The organism is Arthrobacter sp. ISL-65 (assembly GCF_018613795.1).
In the GTDB taxonomy this organism is placed as follows: domain Bacteria; phylum Actinomycetota; class Actinomycetes; order Actinomycetales; family Micrococcaceae; genus Arthrobacter.
Genome location: NZ_JAGGPN010000039.1, coordinates 51913 through 70428 on the forward strand (window position 1 = coordinate 51913; position 18516 = coordinate 70428).

Consider the following 18516-nt stretch of genomic DNA (forward strand, 5'->3'; position numbering starts at 1 on the left):
CCCTAGGCGCGGGTGGGCTTCGGCGACTTGTACATGTCGTCGATCACCGCTTCGAAGTCCTTCATGACCTGCGCGCGCTTGACCTTCATGGACGGGGTCAGGTGGCCGGAGGCTTCGGTGAAGTCGCTCGGCACGATCCGGAAGGACTTGATGGCCTCCGCCTGCGAGACCGACTGGTTGGCCTGGTTGATGAGCTCCTGCACGGCGGCCTTGATCTCGGCGTGGTCGGCGGCGTCGCTCAGCTTCGTGTCCGCCGGCAGCCCGTGGCGTTGCAGCCAGCCCGGCAGGGCTTCCTCATCGAGAGTCACGAGGGCGCCGATGAACGGACGGTTGTCACCAACGACGAGTACCTGTGACACCAGGGCATCCGCCCGGATCTGGTCCTCGAGCAGTGCGGGAACCACATTCTTGCCGCCGGCGGTGACAATGATTTCCTTCTTCCGCCCGGTGATCAGCAGGTAGCCGTCCTCGTCGAGCTGGCCGATATCCCCGGTGCGGAACCAGCCGTCAGCGAACGACTCGTCCGTGAGGTCGGGGCGCTGGTAGTACCCCCGCATGACGCAGGTGCCCTTGACGAGGATCTCGCCGTCGTCGGCGATCCGAACGCTGTTGCCTGGAATCGGGGCGCCCACGGTGCCGATTTTGATGCGCTCCGGCGTGTTGACGCTGACGGGGGCCGTGGTCTCGGTCAGGCCGTAGCCTTCCAGGATCTGCAGGCCGATGCCTTGGAAAAAGTGGCCCAGCCGCTCGCCCAGCGGGCCGCCGCCGGACACCGCATGAGCCACCTCGCCGCCCATGGCGGCCCGGAGCTTGCCGTAGACGAGCTTGTCGAAGATCGCGTGCCTGATCTTCAGGCCCAGGCCGACGCCGCCGCCCTGCCGTGCACGGGAGTAGGCGATCGCGGTCTCGGCGGCCTTGTGGAAGATCGCGCCCTTGCCGCCGTCCTCGGCCTTGGTGAGGGCCGAGTTGTATACCTTTTCGAAGACGCGCGGAACGGCAAGGATGAACGTCGGCTTGTAGCTCTGCAGGTCGGGCAGCAGGTGCTTGATGTCGGGGGTGTGCGCCACGGTGACGCCGGCGGCCACGGCCAGGACCGAGATGAAGCGCGCGAAGACATGCGCCAGCGGCAGGAACATGATGGTGCGGGACTGCTCATTGACCACGCCGCTCAGCGAGGTGGCCAGGGCGTTCTCGGACAGCTCCACGAAGTTTCCGTGGGTCAGTTCGCAGCCTTTGGGCCGGCCCGTGGTGCCCGACGTGTAGATGATGGTGGCGAGGTCGCGGAGCCCGGCGGAGCGCCGCCGGGCGTCGAGTTCGTCGTCGCTGATGGCGGTGCCCGCCGCACGTACGGTGTCGAGGCCGTCCCCCTCCAGCTGCCACACGTGGGTCAGTGCCGTGAGACCTTCGGTGGCAGCGGCCTGCCGGATGATGTTTTCGTGGTGGTCCGATTCGCCGATTGCAGCGACGGCGCCGGAGTCGCCCAGGTTCCAGGCGACTTGGGAAGGCGATGACGTTTCGTAGATGGGAACGGAAACGCCACCTGCGAACCAGATGGCGAAGTCGATGAGTGCCCACTCGTAGCGGGTACGCGACATGATGCCCACGCGGTCGCCCGCACTGACGCCGCTGGCGATGAGCCCCTTGGCGAGGGCGGACACGTCGGCCACAAATTCCTTGGCCCGGATGTCCTGCCACTGGCCGGCAGAGTCGAGGCGCGAAAACAGGGCAGGGTTGGATGCCTTCGCTGCCTGGCGCAGTACAAGGTCCGTGATATTGCTGTCCAGAGGGACGTTCGCCAAGGGCGGAACGCTGAATTCGCGCACGTTAGCTCCTTTGATATCCGTTGGCCGCAGCGGGTAGTCCTAACCTTAGTACGTCCCATGGCGGGGGCCTGCAGATCGTGGTTACCCATCGGTAACTTTACGGCTAAGGGGTGCGGGCCGCCAGTGTGCAGGACGTGTCGTTCACGTGTCCTACCTGCGAAGACGTTCTGCGGCGACACCTAGAATGGGGGACTATGCAGCCCTCCCCGCCCAACGAGCAGCCAGCACCGCCCCTTGACTCCATCCGGAGCGGCCGGCCCGGGGGATGGGCGTCCCGGCGCGCGGAGTCGCGGCACTCAATGTCACGGCGCCCGGCCTCAGGGTTCGGGGGCCAGTTGGCTGGCCACCGCCTGTTCCGGCAGCAACTGCGGCTGGGCCGCCGGGGGCTTGCCATCGGCATCGACATCGGCGGCACCAAGGTTGCCGGCGGCGTGGTGGACGCCGAGGGCCGCATCCTGCGCGAGGCGCGCCGGTCCACGCCGGGAAGCGATCCGCGTGCGGTGGAGCGGGTCATCGTGGAACTGGTTGAGGAATTGAGCGCCGGTGCCCGGATCCGGTCGGTGGGCATTGGCGCCGCTGGCTGGATGGATCTCGATGGCGGCACGGTGCTGTTCAGCCCGCACCTCGCCTGGCGGAACGAACCGCTGCGTGAGAACCTGCAGCACCTGCTGCGCCGCCCCGTCATGCTGGTTAACGACGCCGACGCTGCGGCCTGGGCCGAGTGGCGCTTCGGTGCCGGGCAGGGGCAGGACCGGCTGGTCTGCATCACCCTTGGCACCGGCATCGGCGGAGCCATGGTGATGGACGGGCGCGTCGAGCGCGGCAGGTTTGGTGTGGCGGGGGAGTTCGGCCACCAGATCATCATGCCCGGCGGCCACCGGTGCGAGTGCGGCAACCGCGGCTGCTGGGAACAGTACGCCTCAGGCAACGCCCTCGGCCGGGAGGCTCGGGAACTGGCGATGGCGAATTCGCCCGTGGCGCAGGAACTTCTCAAGGCCGTGGACGGAAGCGCCGACCGCATCACCGGAACGACGGTGACGGAACTGGCCATTGCGGGCGACGCCGCCTCCCGGGAACTCCTGGAGGACGTCGGGAACTGGCTCGGTCTGGGGCTGGCGAACCTTGCCGCCGCCCTCGATCCCGGGAAGTTCGTGATTGGTGGCGGTCTGTGCGCGGCCGGGGAACTGCTGGTGGCTCCGGCGCGCAAGGCGTTCGCCCGCAACCTCACCGGCCGCGGATTCCGTCCGGCCGCAGAAATAGAGCTGGCTGCACTAGGGCCGTATGCCGGCCTGATCGGGGCTGCCGACCTGTCCCGGGCCAGTAGCCGTACGCGCCGCTGACGGACGCGTCAGACCCGGGCACCGTCGTCGTTCTCGTCCTTCTCCTGCGGCAGCTTCATGATCAGATACACCACAGCCGCGATGAACGCGGCAACCATGCCGAGGATTGCCAGCAGCGGCGCGGAGCGCCAAAACATCGCCGACAGGACCAGGGCAACCGGAGCGCCGACGGCGCCCAGCCACGCGAGCATCGTCAGCGGGTCCGTCGCCGAAAGCTTGGGCGGCTCCTCCGGCACGAACTCACCGTCGTCGTCCTCGACACTGTAGTCGCGCGGGTCCCCGGCGCCGGGGGGAACGGCAGGCTGCCCGGACCGGGCGGCCTTCTCCTGCCCGGTTGCTTTCTCCCGCTCGGCGGCCTGCTGCCGCTCGGCGGCTGACAGTTCCCGGGGCGCCCGTGGCGCCAGACCCAGCGGATCGAAGTCGGTGAAGCGTTTTGACGCGCTTTCCGGACCGGAACCGGCGTCCGGCTGTTCTGCCCGTGCAGAGCCGGCGGCGTCGTCGCTGGTAGCCGTGCTGTGCCGGGGACCGCCGTGATGGCGCGGAGACTTGGTGGCGGGGGATTCCCCGTCGCCGGGGACGGCGTCCGCATCCGGAGCCGGGCTGTCGCCGCCCTGGAGCCTGGCCACCAGGTCGAGCCAGACGGCGTCATCCTGGTTGGCACTCGGATCGGATGAATTCGAATCGGGCCTATTCATCGGTCGCGCCCTTCTGGCTGGCTGTCGCGGAGTCGGCGGATTCCTGGTGGCCGCCCGCCACCACGGAGCGGACGAAGTCCACCGAGCCGCTGAAGATCTGAGCGGCATCGTGGTCCAGCGTGGCCACGTGGTAACTGTTGTCGAGCAGTGTGAGCTGCAGCGGGGCGTGGGTAAGCCCGCGCCGCAGCGCCGTGATGCTGGTATCGGAAACAACGTGGTCCACCGTGGAGCGGAACACGCGCACCGGCGCCGTTATGCGCGGCAGCAGCCGGACCGTGTCTTTGAACATTTTATTCAGTTCGTGGGCGGCTGCCACAGGGGTGCGGGGATATGCGCCCTCGTCGACGCCCTGCTTCCGGATGTCGTTGGCTATTGCCGGGGTGCTCTTGAGGACCAGCTTAAGGATCCCGGCCAGCGGGGCACGGCGGTCATCAATGACAAGGCCGGGGTTGACCACGATGGCTCCGGCGACGGGCCTGGTTGCGGCGATGCGCAGTGCCAGGGCGCCGCCCATGGACAGGCCCGCTGCGAAGACAAGGTCGCACTCGGACTCGAGCTCCAGGTACGCGGCGTCCATCGCGTCATGCCACTGCGGCCAGCGGTTGCGGGACAGCTCCTGCCAGGTGGTGCCGTGGCCCGGCAGCAGCGGCATCCTGACGGCAAAGCCGGCATCGGCAAACGATTGGGCCCACGAACGCAGGCTGTGCGGGCTGCCGGTGAACCCGTGGGACAGGGCGATGCCGATGGACGGCCCCTCGCCGGAGAAGGCGCTGCTGAACGGGCTGTGATCGGGAACTGTGGTCATGACTTCTCCGACGGTATGTGGCTTCGGGAATGCAGCTGGAAAAACCGCGCCGAGGACTCGAAAATTTCCTGGGCGTCCGTGTCCAGCGTAGCCACATGACCGCTGTTCCTGAGCAGCACCACGTCGAGGGCCGCGGAGCCGAGGCGCCTCCGGATCAGGCTTAGCGATGTCGGGGGTACCACTGCGTCACTGACCGACTTGAAGACCAGCACCGGGGCAGTGATCCGCGGCAGGCCGCGGACGGCGGCAGCGAACAGCCTCTTCAGCTGGTGAACCGCCGCCAGCGGCGTGAGGGAGTAGTCGCCATCGTCCGTGGGGGCCGCCGTCGGATTGTCCTCCGCCATAGGCACGGTGGTTCTTTGGATGTACTTCAGCAGGCCAATGACCCGGACGCGCCGGTCGTAAAAGCTCAGGCCCGGATTGACGACGGCGACACCCGCCACGTTGTGGCGGGATGCGGTGAGCAGGGCGATGGCACCGCCCATGGAGAGGCCTGCCACGTAGCATTCGTCGGTCCTGGCCGCCAGTTCCAGATACGACCGTTCGAAGGCGCCGTGCCACTCCCGCCATCCTGTCCTGGCCAGTTCCTGCCAGCTCGTGCCATGCCCGGGGAGCAGCGGAACCGTGACGGCGAAACCGCGCCCGGCCAAAAATTCAGCCCACGGCAGGATGCTGAGGGGACTGCCGGTGAAGCCGTGGGAAATCGCGATTCCGATCCGCGCATTGACACCGTGTCCCGCGTAGCTGAAAGCGGCGGGCCTTGTGCGGTCGCTGCTTTCTGTCATGGATCCATCGTGTCACTGTTCCAGACAATTCTCACTAGAGTAGGGTTGCATTGCAGTGCCGCTGGGCCGTTTGGAACGCCCGGGCGGTAGCCTTCCGGAGAGGTAAGACACGTGTTCTATTGGGTCATGAAGCGGATCTTCCTGGGGCCGGTGGTCCGCACTCTTTTCCGGCCGTGGGTCAAAGGGCTGGACAACATCCCGTCCGAGGGGGCGGCCATTATCGCCTCCAACCACCTCTCATTTTCGGACTCTATCTTCATGCCGCTGATGGTGCCGCGGCCCGTCATTTTCCTGGCCAAAGCCGAGTACTTCACGGGCACGGGGCTCAAGGGCCGGTTGACCGCCCTGTTCTTCCGGCTGACCAACCAGCTCCCCATGGACCGTTCCGGGGGCGCGGCGTCGGCGGCCTCACTCGATGCGGGTATGGATGTGCTCACCCACGGCGGACTGCTGGGCATCTACCCCGAGGGGACGCGCAGCCCCGACTCTCGGCTGTACCGCGGGAAAGTGGGGGTGGCCCGGCTGGCCCTGCAGGCTGGTGTCCCCGTCATACCGGTGGCGATGATCGGAACGGACAAGGTTCAGCCCATCGGCAAGCGGCTGCCGAACATCCGGCGGATCGGCATGATCTTCGGCAAGCCCCTGGACTTCAGCAGGTATGAGGGCATGGCCGATGACCGGCTGATCCAGCGGTCCGTCACGGACGAGGTCATGTACGAGCTCATGCGGCTCTCCGGACAGGAATACGTGGACGAGTACGCCTCGGTGGTCAAGCTCAGGCTGGCGGGGAAGGCCGGCCCGGAGCCGGGGGAGGCCGGTTCCTCCCGGTCGGCGTCGTAGATGTCCGTGACGCCGGGTATCTGTGACGCCGTGTATCTGTGACGCCAGGGCCGGGCGCATGACAGTCCGGGTGTCCCGAAGCAGGTTCGGCCATCTACTCTTAGTAGTGTGACTGAGCTATCTGCAAAACCTGCCTCTTCCCTGACCAGCACTGCACAGAGCGGTGCGGCCAACTATCCGGGACTCGACAACTGGCGGGACCTTCCCATCTCCCAGCAGCCGAGCTGGGAGGACTCCGGGGTCTTCAACGCATCCGTCAAGGAATTGTCCGCGCTCCCGCCGCTCGTTTTCGCGGGCGAGGTGGACATCCTGCGCGAGCGTCTCGCCGCCGCAGCCCAGGGCAAGGCCTTCCTGCTCCAGGGCGGTGACTGCGCCGAGACCTTTGAGGGTGCCACGGCGGACAAGATCAGCGCACGCGTGAAGACGATCCTGCAGATGGCAGTGGTCCTGACCTACGGCGCGGCGATGCCCGTCATCAAGATGGGGCGCATGGCCGGCCAGTTCGCCAAGCCGCGCTCCTCCAACGACGAGACCCGTGACGGCGTAACGCTGCCGGCATACCGGGGCGACATCGTGAACGGCTACGACTTCACCCCCGAGTCGCGGGCCCACGACGCCAGCCGCATGCTCCGCGCGTACCACACCTCCGCTTCCACACTGAACCTCATCCGGGCATTCACCCAGGGCGGGTTCGCGGACCTCCGTCTGGTGCACACCTGGAACAAGGGCTTCACCGAGAACCCTGCCCACGCCCGCTACGAGTCCCTCGCTCGCGACATCGATCGCGCCATCAAGTTCATGGCATCCTGCGGCGCCGACTTTGAAGCCCTGAAGCGGGTTGAGTTCTTTGCCAGCCATGAGGCCCTCCTGCTCGACTACGAGCGTGCGCTGACCCGCATCGACTCCCGCACCGGGCTGCCCTACGGCACCTCCGGCCACTTCCTGTGGATCGGGGAGCGTACCCGCGAGCTGGACCACGCCCACGTGGATTACCTGTCCCGGGTCCGCAACCCGATCGGCGTCAAGCTGGGCCCGTCCACGTCCGGCGACGACGCCCTGCGCCTCATCGACAAGCTGGATCCCGAGCGCGAACCGGGCAGGCTCACGTTCATCACCCGCATGGGTGCCGGCAACATCCGCGAGAAGCTCCCGTCCCTCGTCGAAAGGGTCACCGCCTCCGGCGCCCAGGTCCTGTGGGTCACGGACCCGATGCACGGCAACACCGTCACCTCACCCAACGGCTACAAGACCCGGAATTTCGATGACGTCATCGACGAGGTGCGCGGGTTCTTCGAAGTGCACCATGCCCTGGGGACGGTTCCGGGCGGCCTGCACGTCGAGATGACCGGGGATGACGTGGCCGAATGCCTCGGCGGCGCCGACCCCATCGACCAGGAAGCGTTCCTCGACCGCTACGAGTCGGTCTGCGATCCCCGCCTGAACCACATGCAGTCGCTGGAGATGGCCTTCCTCGTGGCGGGCGCGCTCACCCGCCGCTAAGCCGCGCTGGGCGGATCCAGCAGCACAATGGAAGACCGGCGCCGGGAGTAGTTCACACTCCCCGGCGCCGGTCTTCTATTCATCGTCCCGGCTACACCACGGTGAGGGTAATGACCGAGCCTTCGGGTACCTCAGTGTCCACGGGATCCTGGTCCCGGACCGTGCCGAAGAAGCCGCCGAGGACTTCGTTGACGCGGACTTCAAAACCGCGCTTTTCCAAGGCTTCGCGGGCCTCGCGGACCTGCTTGCCGATGTAATTGGGCACCTTCACGAGCTTGGGCCCCTCGGAAATCGTCAGGGTGACCGTTTGGCCTCTTGTCAGGGTTCCCGAAGCGGGTTCCTGGCTGACCACGGCCCCCTTCGGAACGTTCTTGTCGTGCACCGTTTCGTCGGCCACCACAGCTTTGAGTCCCGCAGCTTCAATGGAGCGGAAAGCCTCGTCCTGGTCCTGTCCGCGCACGTCCGGCACCGCAATGGGCTGCGGGCCCTTCGAAACTGTGAGGCTCACCGGCGTGCCATGCCGCACGGGCGTTCCGGCCGCCGGGGCCTGGCCCAGGACCGTTCCTGCCGGGACCTCCTCGTCGAATTTCCCGGTGACCTTGCCTAGCGCCATCTCGGCGCCGTTGAGTGCTTCCTTGGACGCATCGAGCGTCTTGCCGGTCAGCTGCGGCAGGGGAAACAGCTGCGGCCCCTTGGACACGAACAGCGAGACCTGCTGGAATTTACGGATTTCCGTTCCGGCGCCAGGTTCGGAACCCACCACGAGTCCGGCCTTGACGTCATCATCGAAGACGTCCTGGGTGCTGGACTGGAAGCCTGCGTCCCGCAGCAGTTGCTGGGCCTCCGCCACTGTCCTGTTTGCCACGGCCGGCACGGTACCGGGGGAGCCTGGTCCCATGCCGAAGAACCATCCCGCACCGGTGGCAAGGAGGGCCAGGAGCACCAGGACCACAATCCAAAGAGCGCCCCTGCGCCGGGCATTCCCCTCCCGGAGCGTCCGGACGGGAGTGGCCGCGGCGCGCGACCGTTCCTTTTGTTCGTGGCGGTCCAGCTTCCGCTGTTCCCGCTTGCCCAGGGGGAGCGGGCCCGCCTCCGCCTCGTCGTCGTCGTCGAATCCGTAGGACGGGAGGACCGGACCGGATCTTGAAGAGACGGGCGGTGAAGAGACGGGGGTTGAAGAGACAGGGGTGGAAAACACGGTGGTCGGGTTGCTGGTCCGTGAAATGACTTCTGTGGGGCGGCCCCGGGGGACTTCATCGCCGCTAATGGGTGCCAGCAGCTCAGTGTGGTTTCCATTGTTTTCCTGGTTGCCCTGTGCTCGCGGGTCTCCCTGGCCGGGCGGGCTTCCCGGCATTCGGGACGGCATCCGGGCGGGTGCGGGCGGAGCGCTCATGCCGGGCGGGCCGGTTTCAGGGGCTGTGCCCGCCGCCGCGGCCGCCTGAATGGCTGCGGGGGGTTGCAGATCAAGTTCGGAGTCGGTGAGGTTGGTCCGGATATGGCGCAGTTCCGCCAGCAGGGCGTTGCCGTCCACCGGCCGCTGCTCGGGGTCGCTGGCGGTACACCACTGCACGAGTTCATCCACCTCTTGCGCGAGCCCGGGAACCAGGCCGGAGGGAGCGCCCACAGTGGAGTTCACGTGCTGGTAGGCCACCTGGATGGGGACGTCCCCCTCGAATGGCTGGCGTCCCGTGAGCATCTCGAACAGCATGATGCCCGTGGCGTAGATGTCGCTTCGTGCGTCGGCCGGTTTGCCAAGGACCAGTTCCGGTGAGAGGTATGCGATAGTGCCGATCAGGGCACCTGTGCTGGTTGTCGTCGTCACGGCGCGTGCGAGGCCGAAGTCGCCGATCTTGATCCGGCCGTCGTCGGCGATCAGGACATTCTCCGGCTTGACGTCGCGGTGGATCATGCCTGCGGCATGGGCAGCCCCCAGGCCTTCCACCACCGGATCGATGAGTGCCAGGGCCAGCCGGGGGGACAGGGCGCCCTTGCTGTTGATGACGTCGCGGAGGGTGTGCCCCTTGATGTACTCCATCACGAGGTAGGCGGTGTCTCCGTCGTGCCCCTGGTCGAGGACGCCCACCACGTGCGGGTGTGAGAGCTTTGCGGCTGCCCGTGCTTCGCGGGCCAGACGATCGAGGAAATTGCCGTCGTTGACCAGGTGGGGATGGAGGACTTTCAGGGCAACATCACGGTCCAGCCTCTGGTCCGTGGCCACATAAACGGTGGACATGCCGCCCCGCGCCAACCGGGACTTCACCTGGTAGCGGTTGTCCACCAGGGAGCCAACGAAACTGCCTAAAGCGTTTTCCTGCACTCTTCGATACTAAGTGCTGCACGGAAACGGGTCCGAATCAACATGCGATCCGGACCCGTATCGTTATGCTCCCGGCGGCCGGGGTACACCGGCCCTGAGGCCAATCGAGGGCGTCAGCTGAAGGTCTTGCGGTGTGCCTTGATCGCTGCCACGTAGTGCTTCGTGTCGGAGTACATACCGTGCTTGTTGACCGAGTACTGGCCCTGGTAGTAGCCGGCGATGGCGTAATCCAGGTTCTTGCTGGTCCGGATCAGCTGGCGGATGATCGCAACTCCGGCGGTGGCATTGTCGTACGGGTCAAGCAGGTTCAGCTTCCGGCCCACGAGGTCGGATGCCCATTCGCCGGAGGACGGGATGACCTGCATGGTGCCGATCGCATTGGCCGGTGACACTGCCCGCTGGTTGAACCCGGATTCCTGATACGCGAAGGCCTGTGCCAGTGCCGGATCCACGCCCATCCGCCTGGCGGTGTCAGCCACGATGGACTGCATCTGGGCCAGGGACGGAACGGGCGAGGCGTTGAGCAGGGCCTTGTTCTTGTTGGCCGAGCTGACAACGGCTGCCGGGTAGGTGTAGCCGAGGAAGGTGCTGGGCACGAGGGGCGTGACGCTGGATGCCGGCTGGACGGCGCTGGCCTTCCCGGGAATGGCGAGCTTCTGGCCGGGGTAGATGACGCTGGTGACCTTCAGCCGGTTCGCCGACAGGATGGCCGCGAGCTTGACGCCGTGCCTGGCTGCAATGCCGGACAGCGTGTCCCCGGACTTGATGACATAGGAGGCTGAGGGGGTGGCAGCCGGTGCTGCCGCCTTGGCCGGGGCCGCCGCAACAGCGGTGCCGGCACCGAGCCGGATCTTCTGGCCGGGATAGATGATCGATGACACCTTGAGCCCGTTCCAGCTGAGCACCTGGGAGAGCCTGACGCCATGCCGCCCGGCGATGCCGCCCAGAGTGTCGCCGGACTTGACCGTGTACGTCCGGGCAGCGGTGCTGGCGGGCGCCGCAGCAGTCTTGGCTGCAGGAGCCGCGGCAGCCTTTAGCTTGATCCGCTGCCCCGGGTAGATCACGGAGTTCGACTTCAGCCTGTTGAGCTTTAGCACGGCAGTGGTGCTCAGCCCGTACCGGCCGGCGATGCCGCTGACCGTATCCCCCCGGACCACCGTGTGGGCCGTCGGGGTGACGCGGGTGGGTTGCAGGCCCGAAGGGAGCGCAGCCGGCACGGAGGCTGCGGGGATGATGCCTGCTTTGACTGCCGCCGCCTGCGCCTCGATGGCGGCGGCGAGTGTCGCGGGCACAGTTTTGGGCCGGGCGTCGGCCGCTGCGGGCTGGGCGACCGCAAGGGAGGAAAGCATGACGGCAGGGAGCGTGGCCGTCGCGGCCGCGATCAGCGGCAGGCCCGGCCGGGGTGACTGCTTAGTGGAGCGGGTCGTCGTCATGGGGAAGATCCTCTTCTCAGCGGCGAATGCTGTCGGTCGCGCCAGTTGCTCGTGATACCAATGTTACTGATGTTAATCGTGTTGCGAATGTTATCTATGTGAATCTCTCATGATTTTTCGGTTAGCACAAGAATCAGCTTTCAGCCGGAAAATCTGCCGGACTGGGTGTGTCGCGCGCGAAAATGGGGCGGGCGCATACGTGCGCTGTTTCGACTAGGCTTGCGGGCGCCCGTCATGGCAACCTTGACCCGTGAGTACTGTAGAAACCCTTGTAGGCGACTGGTTGGCCCTGCCCGACGTTGCCCAGTTGCTGGATGTGTCCATTACCAAAGTCCACGGGCTCCTCGACGAGCGCGCGCTGGCCGCCCTGCGGATCGGGGAACGCCGGATCCGTTCGGTGCCCGCGGCTTTCCTCCAGGACGGCCACGTCGTGGACAGCCTCAAGGGCACGATTCTTGTGCTGGCAGACGCGGGCTTCTCGGACGAAGAGCTTATCGGCTGGCTCTTTACCCCTGACGAGTCACTGCGGGGGCGGCCCATCGATGCCCTTCGCGAGGGTCGCAAGACGGAAATCCGGCGCCGAGCGCAGTCCCTGGCGTGGTAATAAACCTGGCCTGGTAATAAACCCAGCCTGGTAATTAACCCAATGTGATCAAATGGGCCGGGCCAGCCAATTAGGCGGCCCGGCTCACTGTCGCCTCGGCCAGCCGCCGCAGCGCGGTCTTGGGGAGGTCTTCCAGCGGCAGAAGCTCGAGGGCCGCGTACGCCGCCGCGCCGAACTCCTCGATGAGCACCTCCGTGGCCTGCAACGATCCGCAGTCCGCAATGATCCGGCGGATCTCGGCCACGTCGTCCTCGCTCAGCTCGGGGCTGCCGAGCCTTGAGTCGATGAACGCGGACTCCTCGGGGGTGGCCAGATCCAGTGCGAAGGCCACGAGCACGGTCCGCTTGCCCTCCCGGAGGTCGTCTCCCGCAGGCTTTCCGGTGGTCACCGGGTCCCCGAATACGCCCAGGACGTCGTCGCGAAGCTGGAAGGCTTCGCCCAGGGGGAGCGCGAACGCGGAGTAGCCCCGGAGCAGTTCGTCAGAGGCCCCACCGAGCGCCCCGCCCAGGGCGAGCGGATGTTCCGTCGAGTACTTGGCCGACTTGAAACGGATGATTGACTGGGCGCGGCTGACAGCGCCGGCTCGGTCCCGGACCGGCCCGGCCACCTCTTCGAGAATGTCCAGATACTGGCCGGCCATGACCTCCGAACGCATCAGGTTGAAGATCAGCCTTGCCCTGCTTCCTGAGGCCGCCGTTGCGCCGATGTCGGTAAAGGCTTCCTCGCTGAAGGACAAGCACAGGTCGCCGGCCAGGATGGCTGCGGCGTGGCCGAAGCGTTCGCTGTCGAGGGCCCAGCCTTGGGACTCGTGGAGCTGGCTGAACCGGCGGTGCACGCTGGGCCCGCCCCGGCGGGTGTCCGACCGGTCGATGATGTCGTCGTGGATCAGGGCGGCGGCCTGGAACAGCTCAAGGGCCGCACCTGCCGTGATGATGTCCTCCGCGGAGGCAGGGCCGCCCGCTCCGCGCCATCCCCAGTAGCACATGAGGGCGCGCAGCCGCTTTCCGCCGGTGACCAGGTTGGAGATGGATCCCATGATGGGATCGATGTCCGGCGAGATTGCCGTCATGATTGACTGCCGGGTGGTCAGGAAGTCTGTCAGCTTTCCCGCTACGGCGGCCACGAAGTCCGCCTGCTCCACGCGAAGCTGCTCGGCCACCATCACTTGACGGACTCGGGAGTCACGTTGGCGCCGATGGTGAAGGTTGAAATCCCGCCCGTTGCAGGGACGGCGATATTTACGGTCTCGCTGCCCGCCCGGACGAAGTCCTTGGACGCCACGCTTCCCACGGCGTTGCCGGGAACAGCCGTAAAGCCCTGTCCCTCCAGGGCTTTGGTGTAATACGCGACGACTGCGGCCGGCTTGGCGGAGATGGAGCCAACCAGCGCGACGCTGGCCGGGGAGGTGGACTTGTCGAAGCTGCTGGCCACCACCTTGGCCCCGGGCATCACGGGAAGAAGCTTTGACGGGAAGCCGGCGACGAGCGCTCCCACGGTGGCAGACGTGCCGGGGGAAGCAGACGGGCTGGCGGTAGCCGTCGGGGACGCCGTGGCGGCTGCTGTATTCGTTGCTGCGGCAGCGGGGGAGGCCGATGCCGTTGCCGCGGGCGTTGCGGCACCGGGCGCCTGTGCCGTGCACGCTGACGCCGCCGCCACTACGGCCGCTCCAGCGGCGAGCAGCCCAAGGCGGGCAGGCATGAGCGTTCCAATGACCTTCACAGGTGCGGTCCTCCTGGGTGTTGATGCCGGATTCAGCCTCCAGTTTAGTCAGGTGCAGGGCATAGGATTGCAGATGTGGGGCCGGACGACGACAGAGAGCAGGCGGAAGCGCGGCTGCGGGACTTTCGGCGGGCGAGCATTATGCACGTCGATATGGACGCGTTTTTTGTCTCGGTAGAACTGCGCGCCCGCCCTGATCTGCGTGGCCGGCCGGTTATCGTGGGTTTTCCGGCGGAGCGTTCCGTTGTGCTGTCTGCTTCGTACGAGGCACGCAGGTTCGGCGTGAAGTCGGCGATGCCCATGGCCGTGGCCCAGAGGCTGTGTCCGCAGGCCGTCATCATCGAGCCCAGGCACAAGCTGTACTACGAAGTGTCCGGCCAGCTGATGGGCATATTCGAGTCGATCACGGAGCTCGTTGAGCCGCTCAGTGTCGACGAGGCATTCCTTGACGTCGGAGGGGCGATCCGCAGGCTTGGTCCGCCGAGTGAAATAGGGCAGTTGATCCGGAGGAGGGTCGCCAGCGAACTGGGCATCACGGCGTCCGTGGGGATCGCCGCCAGCAAGTTTGTGGCCAAGATCGCTTCCACCCGGTGCAAGCCGGATGGGCTGCTGCTCATCCGGCCGGAGCAGACCGTCCCGTATCTTCACAGCCTTCCGGTCAATGCCCTGTGGGGTGTCGGAGGCAAGACGGCGGAAGTGTTGGCCCGCCTGGGAATCCGTACCGTGGCGGATGTCGCCGCGACGCCGGTCTCCTCGCTCAAGAAGGTGCTGGGCGCCACCGGCGAACACGTCCACCGGCTCTCCTGGGGTATCGACAGCCGGACGGTCACTCCGGTGCGGGTAGAAAAGAGCATCGGAGCGGAGGGAACGTTCGCCTCGGACACGGCGGACGATGCCCTGCTGCACCGGGAGCTGCTGCGACTGTCGCACCGCACTGCCGAGCGGCTGCGCTCTTCCGGGTTGGTGGCCCGGACTGTGGCGCTCAAGCTGAGGTACGCCGATTTCTCCACGGTGACCCGAAGCCGCACGGTCCACGCGCCACTGGACAGCGCGCAGCTCATCTATGCCGTGGCCATCCAGCTGCTGGAGTCACTGGGCAGCCGGCCCCTGACGGTCCGGCTGGTTGGTGTGCGTGCGGAGCAGCTGGAAGCGGCCGCGCAGACCTCCCTTCAGCTGAGCCTGGACAGGCGCGATGACAACTGGAGGGCCGCTGAACAGGCACTTGACAAGGTGGCGGAGAAGTTCGGCAGCAAGTCCGTGCTTCCGGCCCGGCTGCTTGAGCCGGGAAGCGGCAACCCCTAACGTGATTCCGGCGACACCCGTGGGGCGGGAAACCGTGTTCATGGCCGGAGAACAGTGTCAGGTCAAGGCCCGGGCAGTGTTGCCGCCCGTGAACAGCATCTTTCAGAACAGCGCCCAACAAACTATCCTTATAGATACAAAGATTTCGAACGTCTGGACATGTGTGGATCACCTGACCCGCTGCGTCAGTATGCTTGAATCCCTGGATCTGCCGAGGTTGGCGGCCCGGGAACCTGGATGGCATGCCGGTCGTTGACGGGGCAGGAACAAACGGTTCCGGCCTGTCTGGACGTTGGCCTACTTAAGGAGGTCGTGATGCCGCTCTCGGAGCACGAACAGAAGCTGCTCGAGCAACTCGAGAGGCAACTGCATGAGGACGATCCCAAGTTTGCCAATTCCATGGGCTCGGATCCCGGCCGTAGCTGGTCCACCCGGCACATTGTGATTGGCGTACTGGCCACGCTGGCCGGGGTGCTGCTCCTCCTGGTGGGTGTCTCCCTCCAGAACATATTTGTAGGGGTCCTCGGGTTCGTCGTCATGGGTGCCGGAGTTTACTTTGCCACGATGCGCAGCGTTGCGGCCGGCAAAGCGAAGGCCGGCGGGCATGGCCGGAAGTCGAAGAGTAAGAGCTCTTTTATGAACAGCCTTGAGGAACGATGGGATGAAAGGCGCCGCGGGGAGTCCTGAGCCCGCGCTCCACTTCCCGCCACCTCCACTTCGCACCACCCTCCATATCGCACCACCGGGTCCATCCCCGGCTGGGCGCCAAATAGTCCAGGATGACCCGCTGCGGCGGGTCATTCTGCTTTAACCCGCGGAACTGCTGCCCGGAGCCGATGTTCCAGGGCTAATGCCGCCGCGGCCGCCCCCGCGGGACCGGCGCAATTTCCCTCCACTTTCCGCCCCCGGCCAAAATCCCCGCCAATCCGCGGAAATATGTTTGTCCCAGCAGCAGAGAATTGCCCGCGTCGCGTTGACTGTGGGGAGAAGTGGAGTAAAGTGGAGCGCGTAAGAGGGTAGTGGCAGCGCGGGGGTTGTTCGGCTTCTGACGGCAGACGGGCGGTGGGACGTGTTCCTTGGGACACACTCGCCGCGTCTTGACGAAAAGGGCAGGATCATTCTTCCCGCCAAGTTCCGTGAGGAGCTTGCCGGCGGACTTGTTCTCACGCGAGGCCAGGAGCGCTGCATCTACGTCTTCAGCGAGCAGGAATTCGCGAGGGTACACGAGCAGATCCGGGAGGCTCCGATCTCCAACAAGTCGGCTCGTGACTACATCCGGGTTTTTCTCTCTGGAGCCTCGGACGAGGTACCTGACAAGCAGGGGCGCGTGACCATACCTCCCGCGCTCCGGGAGTATGCAGGGCTCGGCAGGGAGTTGGCCGTTATTGGGGCCGGCACCCGCGCGGAGATCTGGGATGCCCAGGCCTGGAATGAGTACCTGGCGGAGAAGGAAACCTCCTTCTCCGAAACTGACAACCCCATCGCCGGCATCCTTTAGGCCGGCCCGAACCCGTATCCGTTTCTTGGACGAGATCTCCAGCCGCCCATCCCTGCCGACTACCTGGCTCACTTCCCCGGAGCCAGGCAGCCAAGGGGATAGGCGCGGATGGGGATCTGGCCCAAGAAACCACCCGAGGCGCTCAAGGAAGGACGAAGGCATGACAGAACCCGACCAGCCGAAGCCTACGTCCGAACGCCATGTACCGGTCCTGAAGGACCGGTGCATCAATCTTTTGGCGCCCGGATTCGAGGCGGCACGCCTGCGCGGTGAGACTCCGGTGGCCATTGATGCCACGCTCGGCATGGGCGGGCACTCCGAAGCCATGCTCCAGCGCTTTCCTGACCTGCACCTCGTGGGCATCGACCGTGACGAAGAAGCCCTGGCGTTGGCCGGGGAGCGGCTCAAGCCCTTCGCGGCCCGCACGGACCTGGTTCACGCTGTTTACGACGAAATCGCCGAGGTGCTTGAGGACCTCGGCATTCCCGAGGTCCACGGCATCCTGATGGACCTGGGGGTGTCGTCCCTGCAGCTCGACGAGCGAGAACGCGGTTTCGCCTATTCCTTTGACGCGCCCCTGGACATGCGGATGGACACCAGCCGCGGCCAGACAGCGGCGGACGTCGTTAACAACTACAGCGAAGAGGATCTGGTCAGGATCATCCGCAAGTGGGGTGAGGAAAAGTTCGCGGGGCGCATCGCCAACAGGATCGTTGCCGCCCGGGCAGCGAAGCCGTTCGCCACCACGGGGGAACTCGTCGAGCAGATCAGGGCGGTGGTTCCGGCTGCCGCAGCCAAGTCCGGCGGACATCCGGCCAAGCGCACCTTCCAGGCGCTGCGCATCGAGGTCAACGAGGAACTCGAAGTCCTCGAACGTGCCGTTCCGGCGGCGGTGGATGCCATCGCGCTTGGCGGCCGGATCGTCGTGATGTCCTACCACTCCCTGGAAGACAAGATCGTCAAGGGCGTTTTCCAGGCCGGCTCCAAATCATCAGCGCCGCTCGGCTTCCCGGTGGAGCTTGAAGAACACAAGGCCGAACTCAAGACCCTGACCAAAGGCACCGAGGTGCCTACCGCCGTCGAGATCGCAGAGAATTCGCGCGCAGCATCAGCCCGGCTGCGCGCAGTGGAACGCATCAGAGCCAGGAGAGCAAAATGAGCACCGCAGCTGCCAGGAACCTCGCCCTTCCGTCCGGCCCGAGCGTCCATGACATAGAGGCCGGGCTTCCGGGTTCGGCCCGCAAGGCGCGCACCCCGCTGTCCTTGGTCCGGTCCGCACCGAAAAAGCGCCGCGCGCCCTTCGTTGTTCTCTGCTTCGGCATGCTGGCGTCCGCGCTGATCGCCGTACTGGTGCTCAACATCTCTGTTTCCACAGCGCAGTACCAGTTGGTCAAGCTTCGTGCCGAGCAGACGGCGCTCACTAAGCAGAACCAGGATCTGACACAGCAGGTGCAAAACTTTGAGGCTCCCCAGAATCTGGCTGCCAAGGCCGCAGAATTGGGAATGGTTGCTTCCACCGGCAAGGGACAGGTTGATCTTTCCACGCTGACCGTGAGCGGGGAGGCCAAGCCGGCGGTCAAGGGAGACTCGGCAGGAGCGGTGATCGCTGCCCCTGCCGTCCCGGGTCAGCTGAACGTGGTCCCGCCCGCCAGCTCGGGCGAGCCGCTGGAAAGCAGGGCGCCCGCTGCCGGTGAAACAGCAGTTGACCAGCCGGAGGCCCCGGCTGCTGCGAAGCCGGCCGAGCCGGCGGCTGCGGCCAAGCCCGCGGCCCTCAACGGGGGCACCATTCCGGCGCCGGAGCAAAGGACGCCGGGGCAGTAGGGCACGAACAGGCGGCTGGTAGCCGGCATGGCAA

At 66.1% G+C, this 18516-nt stretch carries 17 protein-coding genes; 9 read left to right on the forward strand and 8 right to left on the reverse strand.

The window, feature by feature from the left end; genetic code table 11:
- Nucleotides 1-2 precede the first annotated feature (2 nt).
- Nucleotides 3-1823 (reverse strand): long-chain fatty acid--CoA ligase, encoded by a 1821-nt coding sequence (locus J7I85_RS17305; RefSeq protein ID WP_214854058.1) that lies wholly within the window; start codon nucleotides 1821-1823, stop codon nucleotides 3-5.
- Nucleotides 1824-2017: 194 nt separating this feature from the next.
- On the opposite strand from J7I85_RS17305, the gene J7I85_RS17310 reads away from it, so the two are divergent.
- Nucleotides 2018-3163, forward strand: coding sequence for an ROK family glucokinase (locus tag J7I85_RS17310; protein WP_214854060.1), 1146 nt, complete (start codon nucleotides 2018-2020; stop codon nucleotides 3161-3163).
- Between the two features lie 8 nt (nucleotides 3164-3171).
- On the opposite strand, the gene J7I85_RS17315 is transcribed toward J7I85_RS17310, so the two are convergent.
- The 3 genes from J7I85_RS17315 to J7I85_RS17325 are packed head-to-tail and all read right to left on the reverse strand — an operon-like array spanning nucleotide 3172 to nucleotide 5448.
- Complete coding sequence (locus tag J7I85_RS17315; RefSeq protein WP_214854062.1) at nucleotides 3172-3858, reverse strand: hypothetical protein; 687 nt, start codon at nucleotides 3856-3858, stop codon at nucleotides 3172-3174.
- Nucleotides 3851-4663 (reverse strand): carboxylesterase, encoded by an 813-nt coding sequence (locus J7I85_RS17320; RefSeq protein WP_214854064.1) that lies wholly within the window; start codon nucleotides 4661-4663, stop codon nucleotides 3851-3853. The genes J7I85_RS17315 and J7I85_RS17320 overlap by 8 nt, the downstream gene beginning before the upstream one ends.
- On the reverse strand, nucleotides 4660-5448 hold the full coding sequence (locus J7I85_RS17325) for a carboxylesterase (RefSeq protein WP_214854066.1): 789 nt from the start codon (nucleotides 5446-5448) through the stop codon (nucleotides 4660-4662). The genes J7I85_RS17320 and J7I85_RS17325 overlap by 4 nt, the downstream gene beginning before the upstream one ends.
- A gap of 111 nt (nucleotides 5449-5559) precedes the next feature.
- On the opposite strand from J7I85_RS17325, the gene J7I85_RS17330 reads away from it, so the two are divergent.
- On the forward strand, nucleotides 5560-6288 hold the full coding sequence (locus tag J7I85_RS17330; protein WP_214854069.1) for a 1-acyl-sn-glycerol-3-phosphate acyltransferase: 729 nt from the start codon (nucleotides 5560-5562) through the stop codon (nucleotides 6286-6288).
- A gap of 108 nt (nucleotides 6289-6396) precedes the next feature.
- The gene (locus J7I85_RS17335; protein WP_214854072.1) at nucleotides 6397-7788 is read left to right on the forward strand and encodes a class II 3-deoxy-7-phosphoheptulonate synthase; all 1392 of its coding nucleotides are present in this window, start codon (nucleotides 6397-6399) and stop codon (nucleotides 7786-7788) included.
- Nucleotides 7789-7879: 91 nt separating this feature from the next.
- Here the strand turns inward: J7I85_RS17335 and J7I85_RS17340 are convergent, their stop codons facing one another.
- Together J7I85_RS17340 and J7I85_RS17345 are read right to left on the reverse strand one after the other, a co-directional pair.
- Nucleotides 7880-10021: a Stk1 family PASTA domain-containing Ser/Thr kinase gene (locus tag J7I85_RS17340; RefSeq protein WP_251024500.1), complete on the reverse strand. Its 2142-nt coding sequence runs from the start codon at nucleotides 10019-10021 to the stop codon at nucleotides 7880-7882.
- Nucleotides 10022-10218: 197 nt separating this feature from the next.
- On the reverse strand, nucleotides 10219-11538 hold the full coding sequence (locus tag J7I85_RS17345) for a lytic transglycosylase domain-containing protein (protein WP_214854078.1): 1320 nt from the start codon (nucleotides 11536-11538) through the stop codon (nucleotides 10219-10221).
- A gap of 250 nt (nucleotides 11539-11788) precedes the next feature.
- On the opposite strand from J7I85_RS17345, the gene J7I85_RS17350 reads away from it, so the two are divergent.
- Nucleotides 11789-12142 (forward strand): Rv2175c family DNA-binding protein, encoded by a 354-nt coding sequence (locus J7I85_RS17350; protein WP_214854081.1) that lies wholly within the window; start codon nucleotides 11789-11791, stop codon nucleotides 12140-12142.
- Nucleotides 12143-12212: 70 nt separating this feature from the next.
- Here J7I85_RS17350 and J7I85_RS17355 read toward each other — a convergent pair whose 3' ends face one another.
- Together J7I85_RS17355 and J7I85_RS17360 are read right to left on the reverse strand one after the other, a co-directional pair.
- The gene (locus J7I85_RS17355; protein WP_374102488.1) at nucleotides 12213-13307 is read right to left on the reverse strand and encodes a polyprenyl synthetase family protein; all 1095 of its coding nucleotides are present in this window, start codon (nucleotides 13305-13307) and stop codon (nucleotides 12213-12215) included.
- The gene (locus J7I85_RS17360; RefSeq protein WP_308159534.1) at nucleotides 13304-13861 is read right to left on the reverse strand and encodes a hypothetical protein; all 558 of its coding nucleotides are present in this window, start codon (nucleotides 13859-13861) and stop codon (nucleotides 13304-13306) included. Before J7I85_RS17360 ends, J7I85_RS17355 begins: the two co-directional genes overlap by 4 nt.
- A 141-nt stretch (nucleotides 13862-14002) precedes the next feature.
- Between J7I85_RS17360 and dinB the strand changes: the two genes are divergently transcribed.
- The 5 genes from dinB (at nucleotide 14003) to J7I85_RS17385 (ending at nucleotide 18482) form a co-directional block, all read left to right on the forward strand.
- Complete coding sequence (gene dinB, locus J7I85_RS17365; RefSeq protein ID WP_251024492.1) at nucleotides 14003-15163, forward strand: DNA polymerase IV; 1161 nt, start codon at nucleotides 14003-14005, stop codon at nucleotides 15161-15163.
- A 315-nt stretch (nucleotides 15164-15478) separates the two neighbouring features.
- The gene (locus J7I85_RS17370; protein WP_102973963.1) at nucleotides 15479-15850 is read left to right on the forward strand and encodes a DUF3040 domain-containing protein; all 372 of its coding nucleotides are present in this window, start codon (nucleotides 15479-15481) and stop codon (nucleotides 15848-15850) included.
- A gap of 382 nt (nucleotides 15851-16232) precedes the next feature.
- Nucleotides 16233-16661 carry a division/cell wall cluster transcriptional repressor MraZ gene (gene mraZ, locus J7I85_RS17375; protein ID WP_102973964.1) on the forward strand — a complete coding sequence of 143 codons (429 nt, stop codon included), beginning with the start codon at nucleotides 16233-16235 and terminating at the stop codon, nucleotides 16659-16661.
- 160 nt (nucleotides 16662-16821) lie between these two features.
- Complete coding sequence (rsmH, locus tag J7I85_RS17380; protein WP_214854087.1) at nucleotides 16822-17820, forward strand: 16S rRNA (cytosine(1402)-N(4))-methyltransferase RsmH; 999 nt, start codon at nucleotides 16822-16824, stop codon at nucleotides 17818-17820.
- Nucleotides 17817-18482, forward strand: a complete 666-nt coding sequence (locus tag J7I85_RS17385) for a hypothetical protein (protein ID WP_214854089.1) — start codon at nucleotides 17817-17819, stop codon at nucleotides 18480-18482. Before rsmH ends, J7I85_RS17385 begins: the two co-directional genes overlap by 4 nt.
- Nucleotides 18483-18516: the final 34 nt, after the last annotated feature.

Excerpts from the sequence above, each read along its gene's own strand:
- J7I85_RS17310 (WP_214854060.1), top strand. The coding sequence starts at position 2,018 with ATGCAGCCCTCCCCGCCCAACGAGCAGCCAGCACCGCCCCTTGACTCC.
- J7I85_RS17315 (WP_214854062.1), bottom strand. The coding sequence starts at position 3,858 with ATGAATAGGCCCGATTCGAATTCATCCGATCCGAGTGCCAACCAGGAT.
- J7I85_RS17320 (WP_214854064.1), bottom strand. The coding sequence starts at position 4,663 with ATGACCACAGTTCCCGATCACAGCCCGTTCAGCAGCGCCTTCTCCGGC.
- J7I85_RS17325 (WP_214854066.1), bottom strand. The coding sequence starts at position 5,448 with ATGACAGAAAGCAGCGACCGCACAAGGCCCGCCGCTTTCAGCTACGCG.
- J7I85_RS17340 (WP_251024500.1), bottom strand. The coding sequence starts at position 10,021 with ATGTCCACCGTTTATGTGGCCACGGACCAGAGGCTGGACCGTGATGTT.
- J7I85_RS17345 (WP_214854078.1), bottom strand. The coding sequence starts at position 11,538 with ATGACGACGACCCGCTCCACTAAGCAGTCACCCCGGCCGGGCCTGCCG.
- dinB (WP_251024492.1), top strand. The coding sequence starts at position 14,003 with ATGCACGTCGATATGGACGCGTTTTTTGTCTCGGTAGAACTGCGCGCC.
- J7I85_RS17370 (WP_102973963.1), top strand. The coding sequence starts at position 15,479 with ATGCCGCTCTCGGAGCACGAACAGAAGCTGCTCGAGCAACTCGAGAGG.
- rsmH (WP_214854087.1), top strand. The coding sequence starts at position 16,822 with ATGACAGAACCCGACCAGCCGAAGCCTACGTCCGAACGCCATGTACCG.
- J7I85_RS17385 (WP_214854089.1), top strand. The coding sequence starts at position 17,817 with ATGAGCACCGCAGCTGCCAGGAACCTCGCCCTTCCGTCCGGCCCGAGC.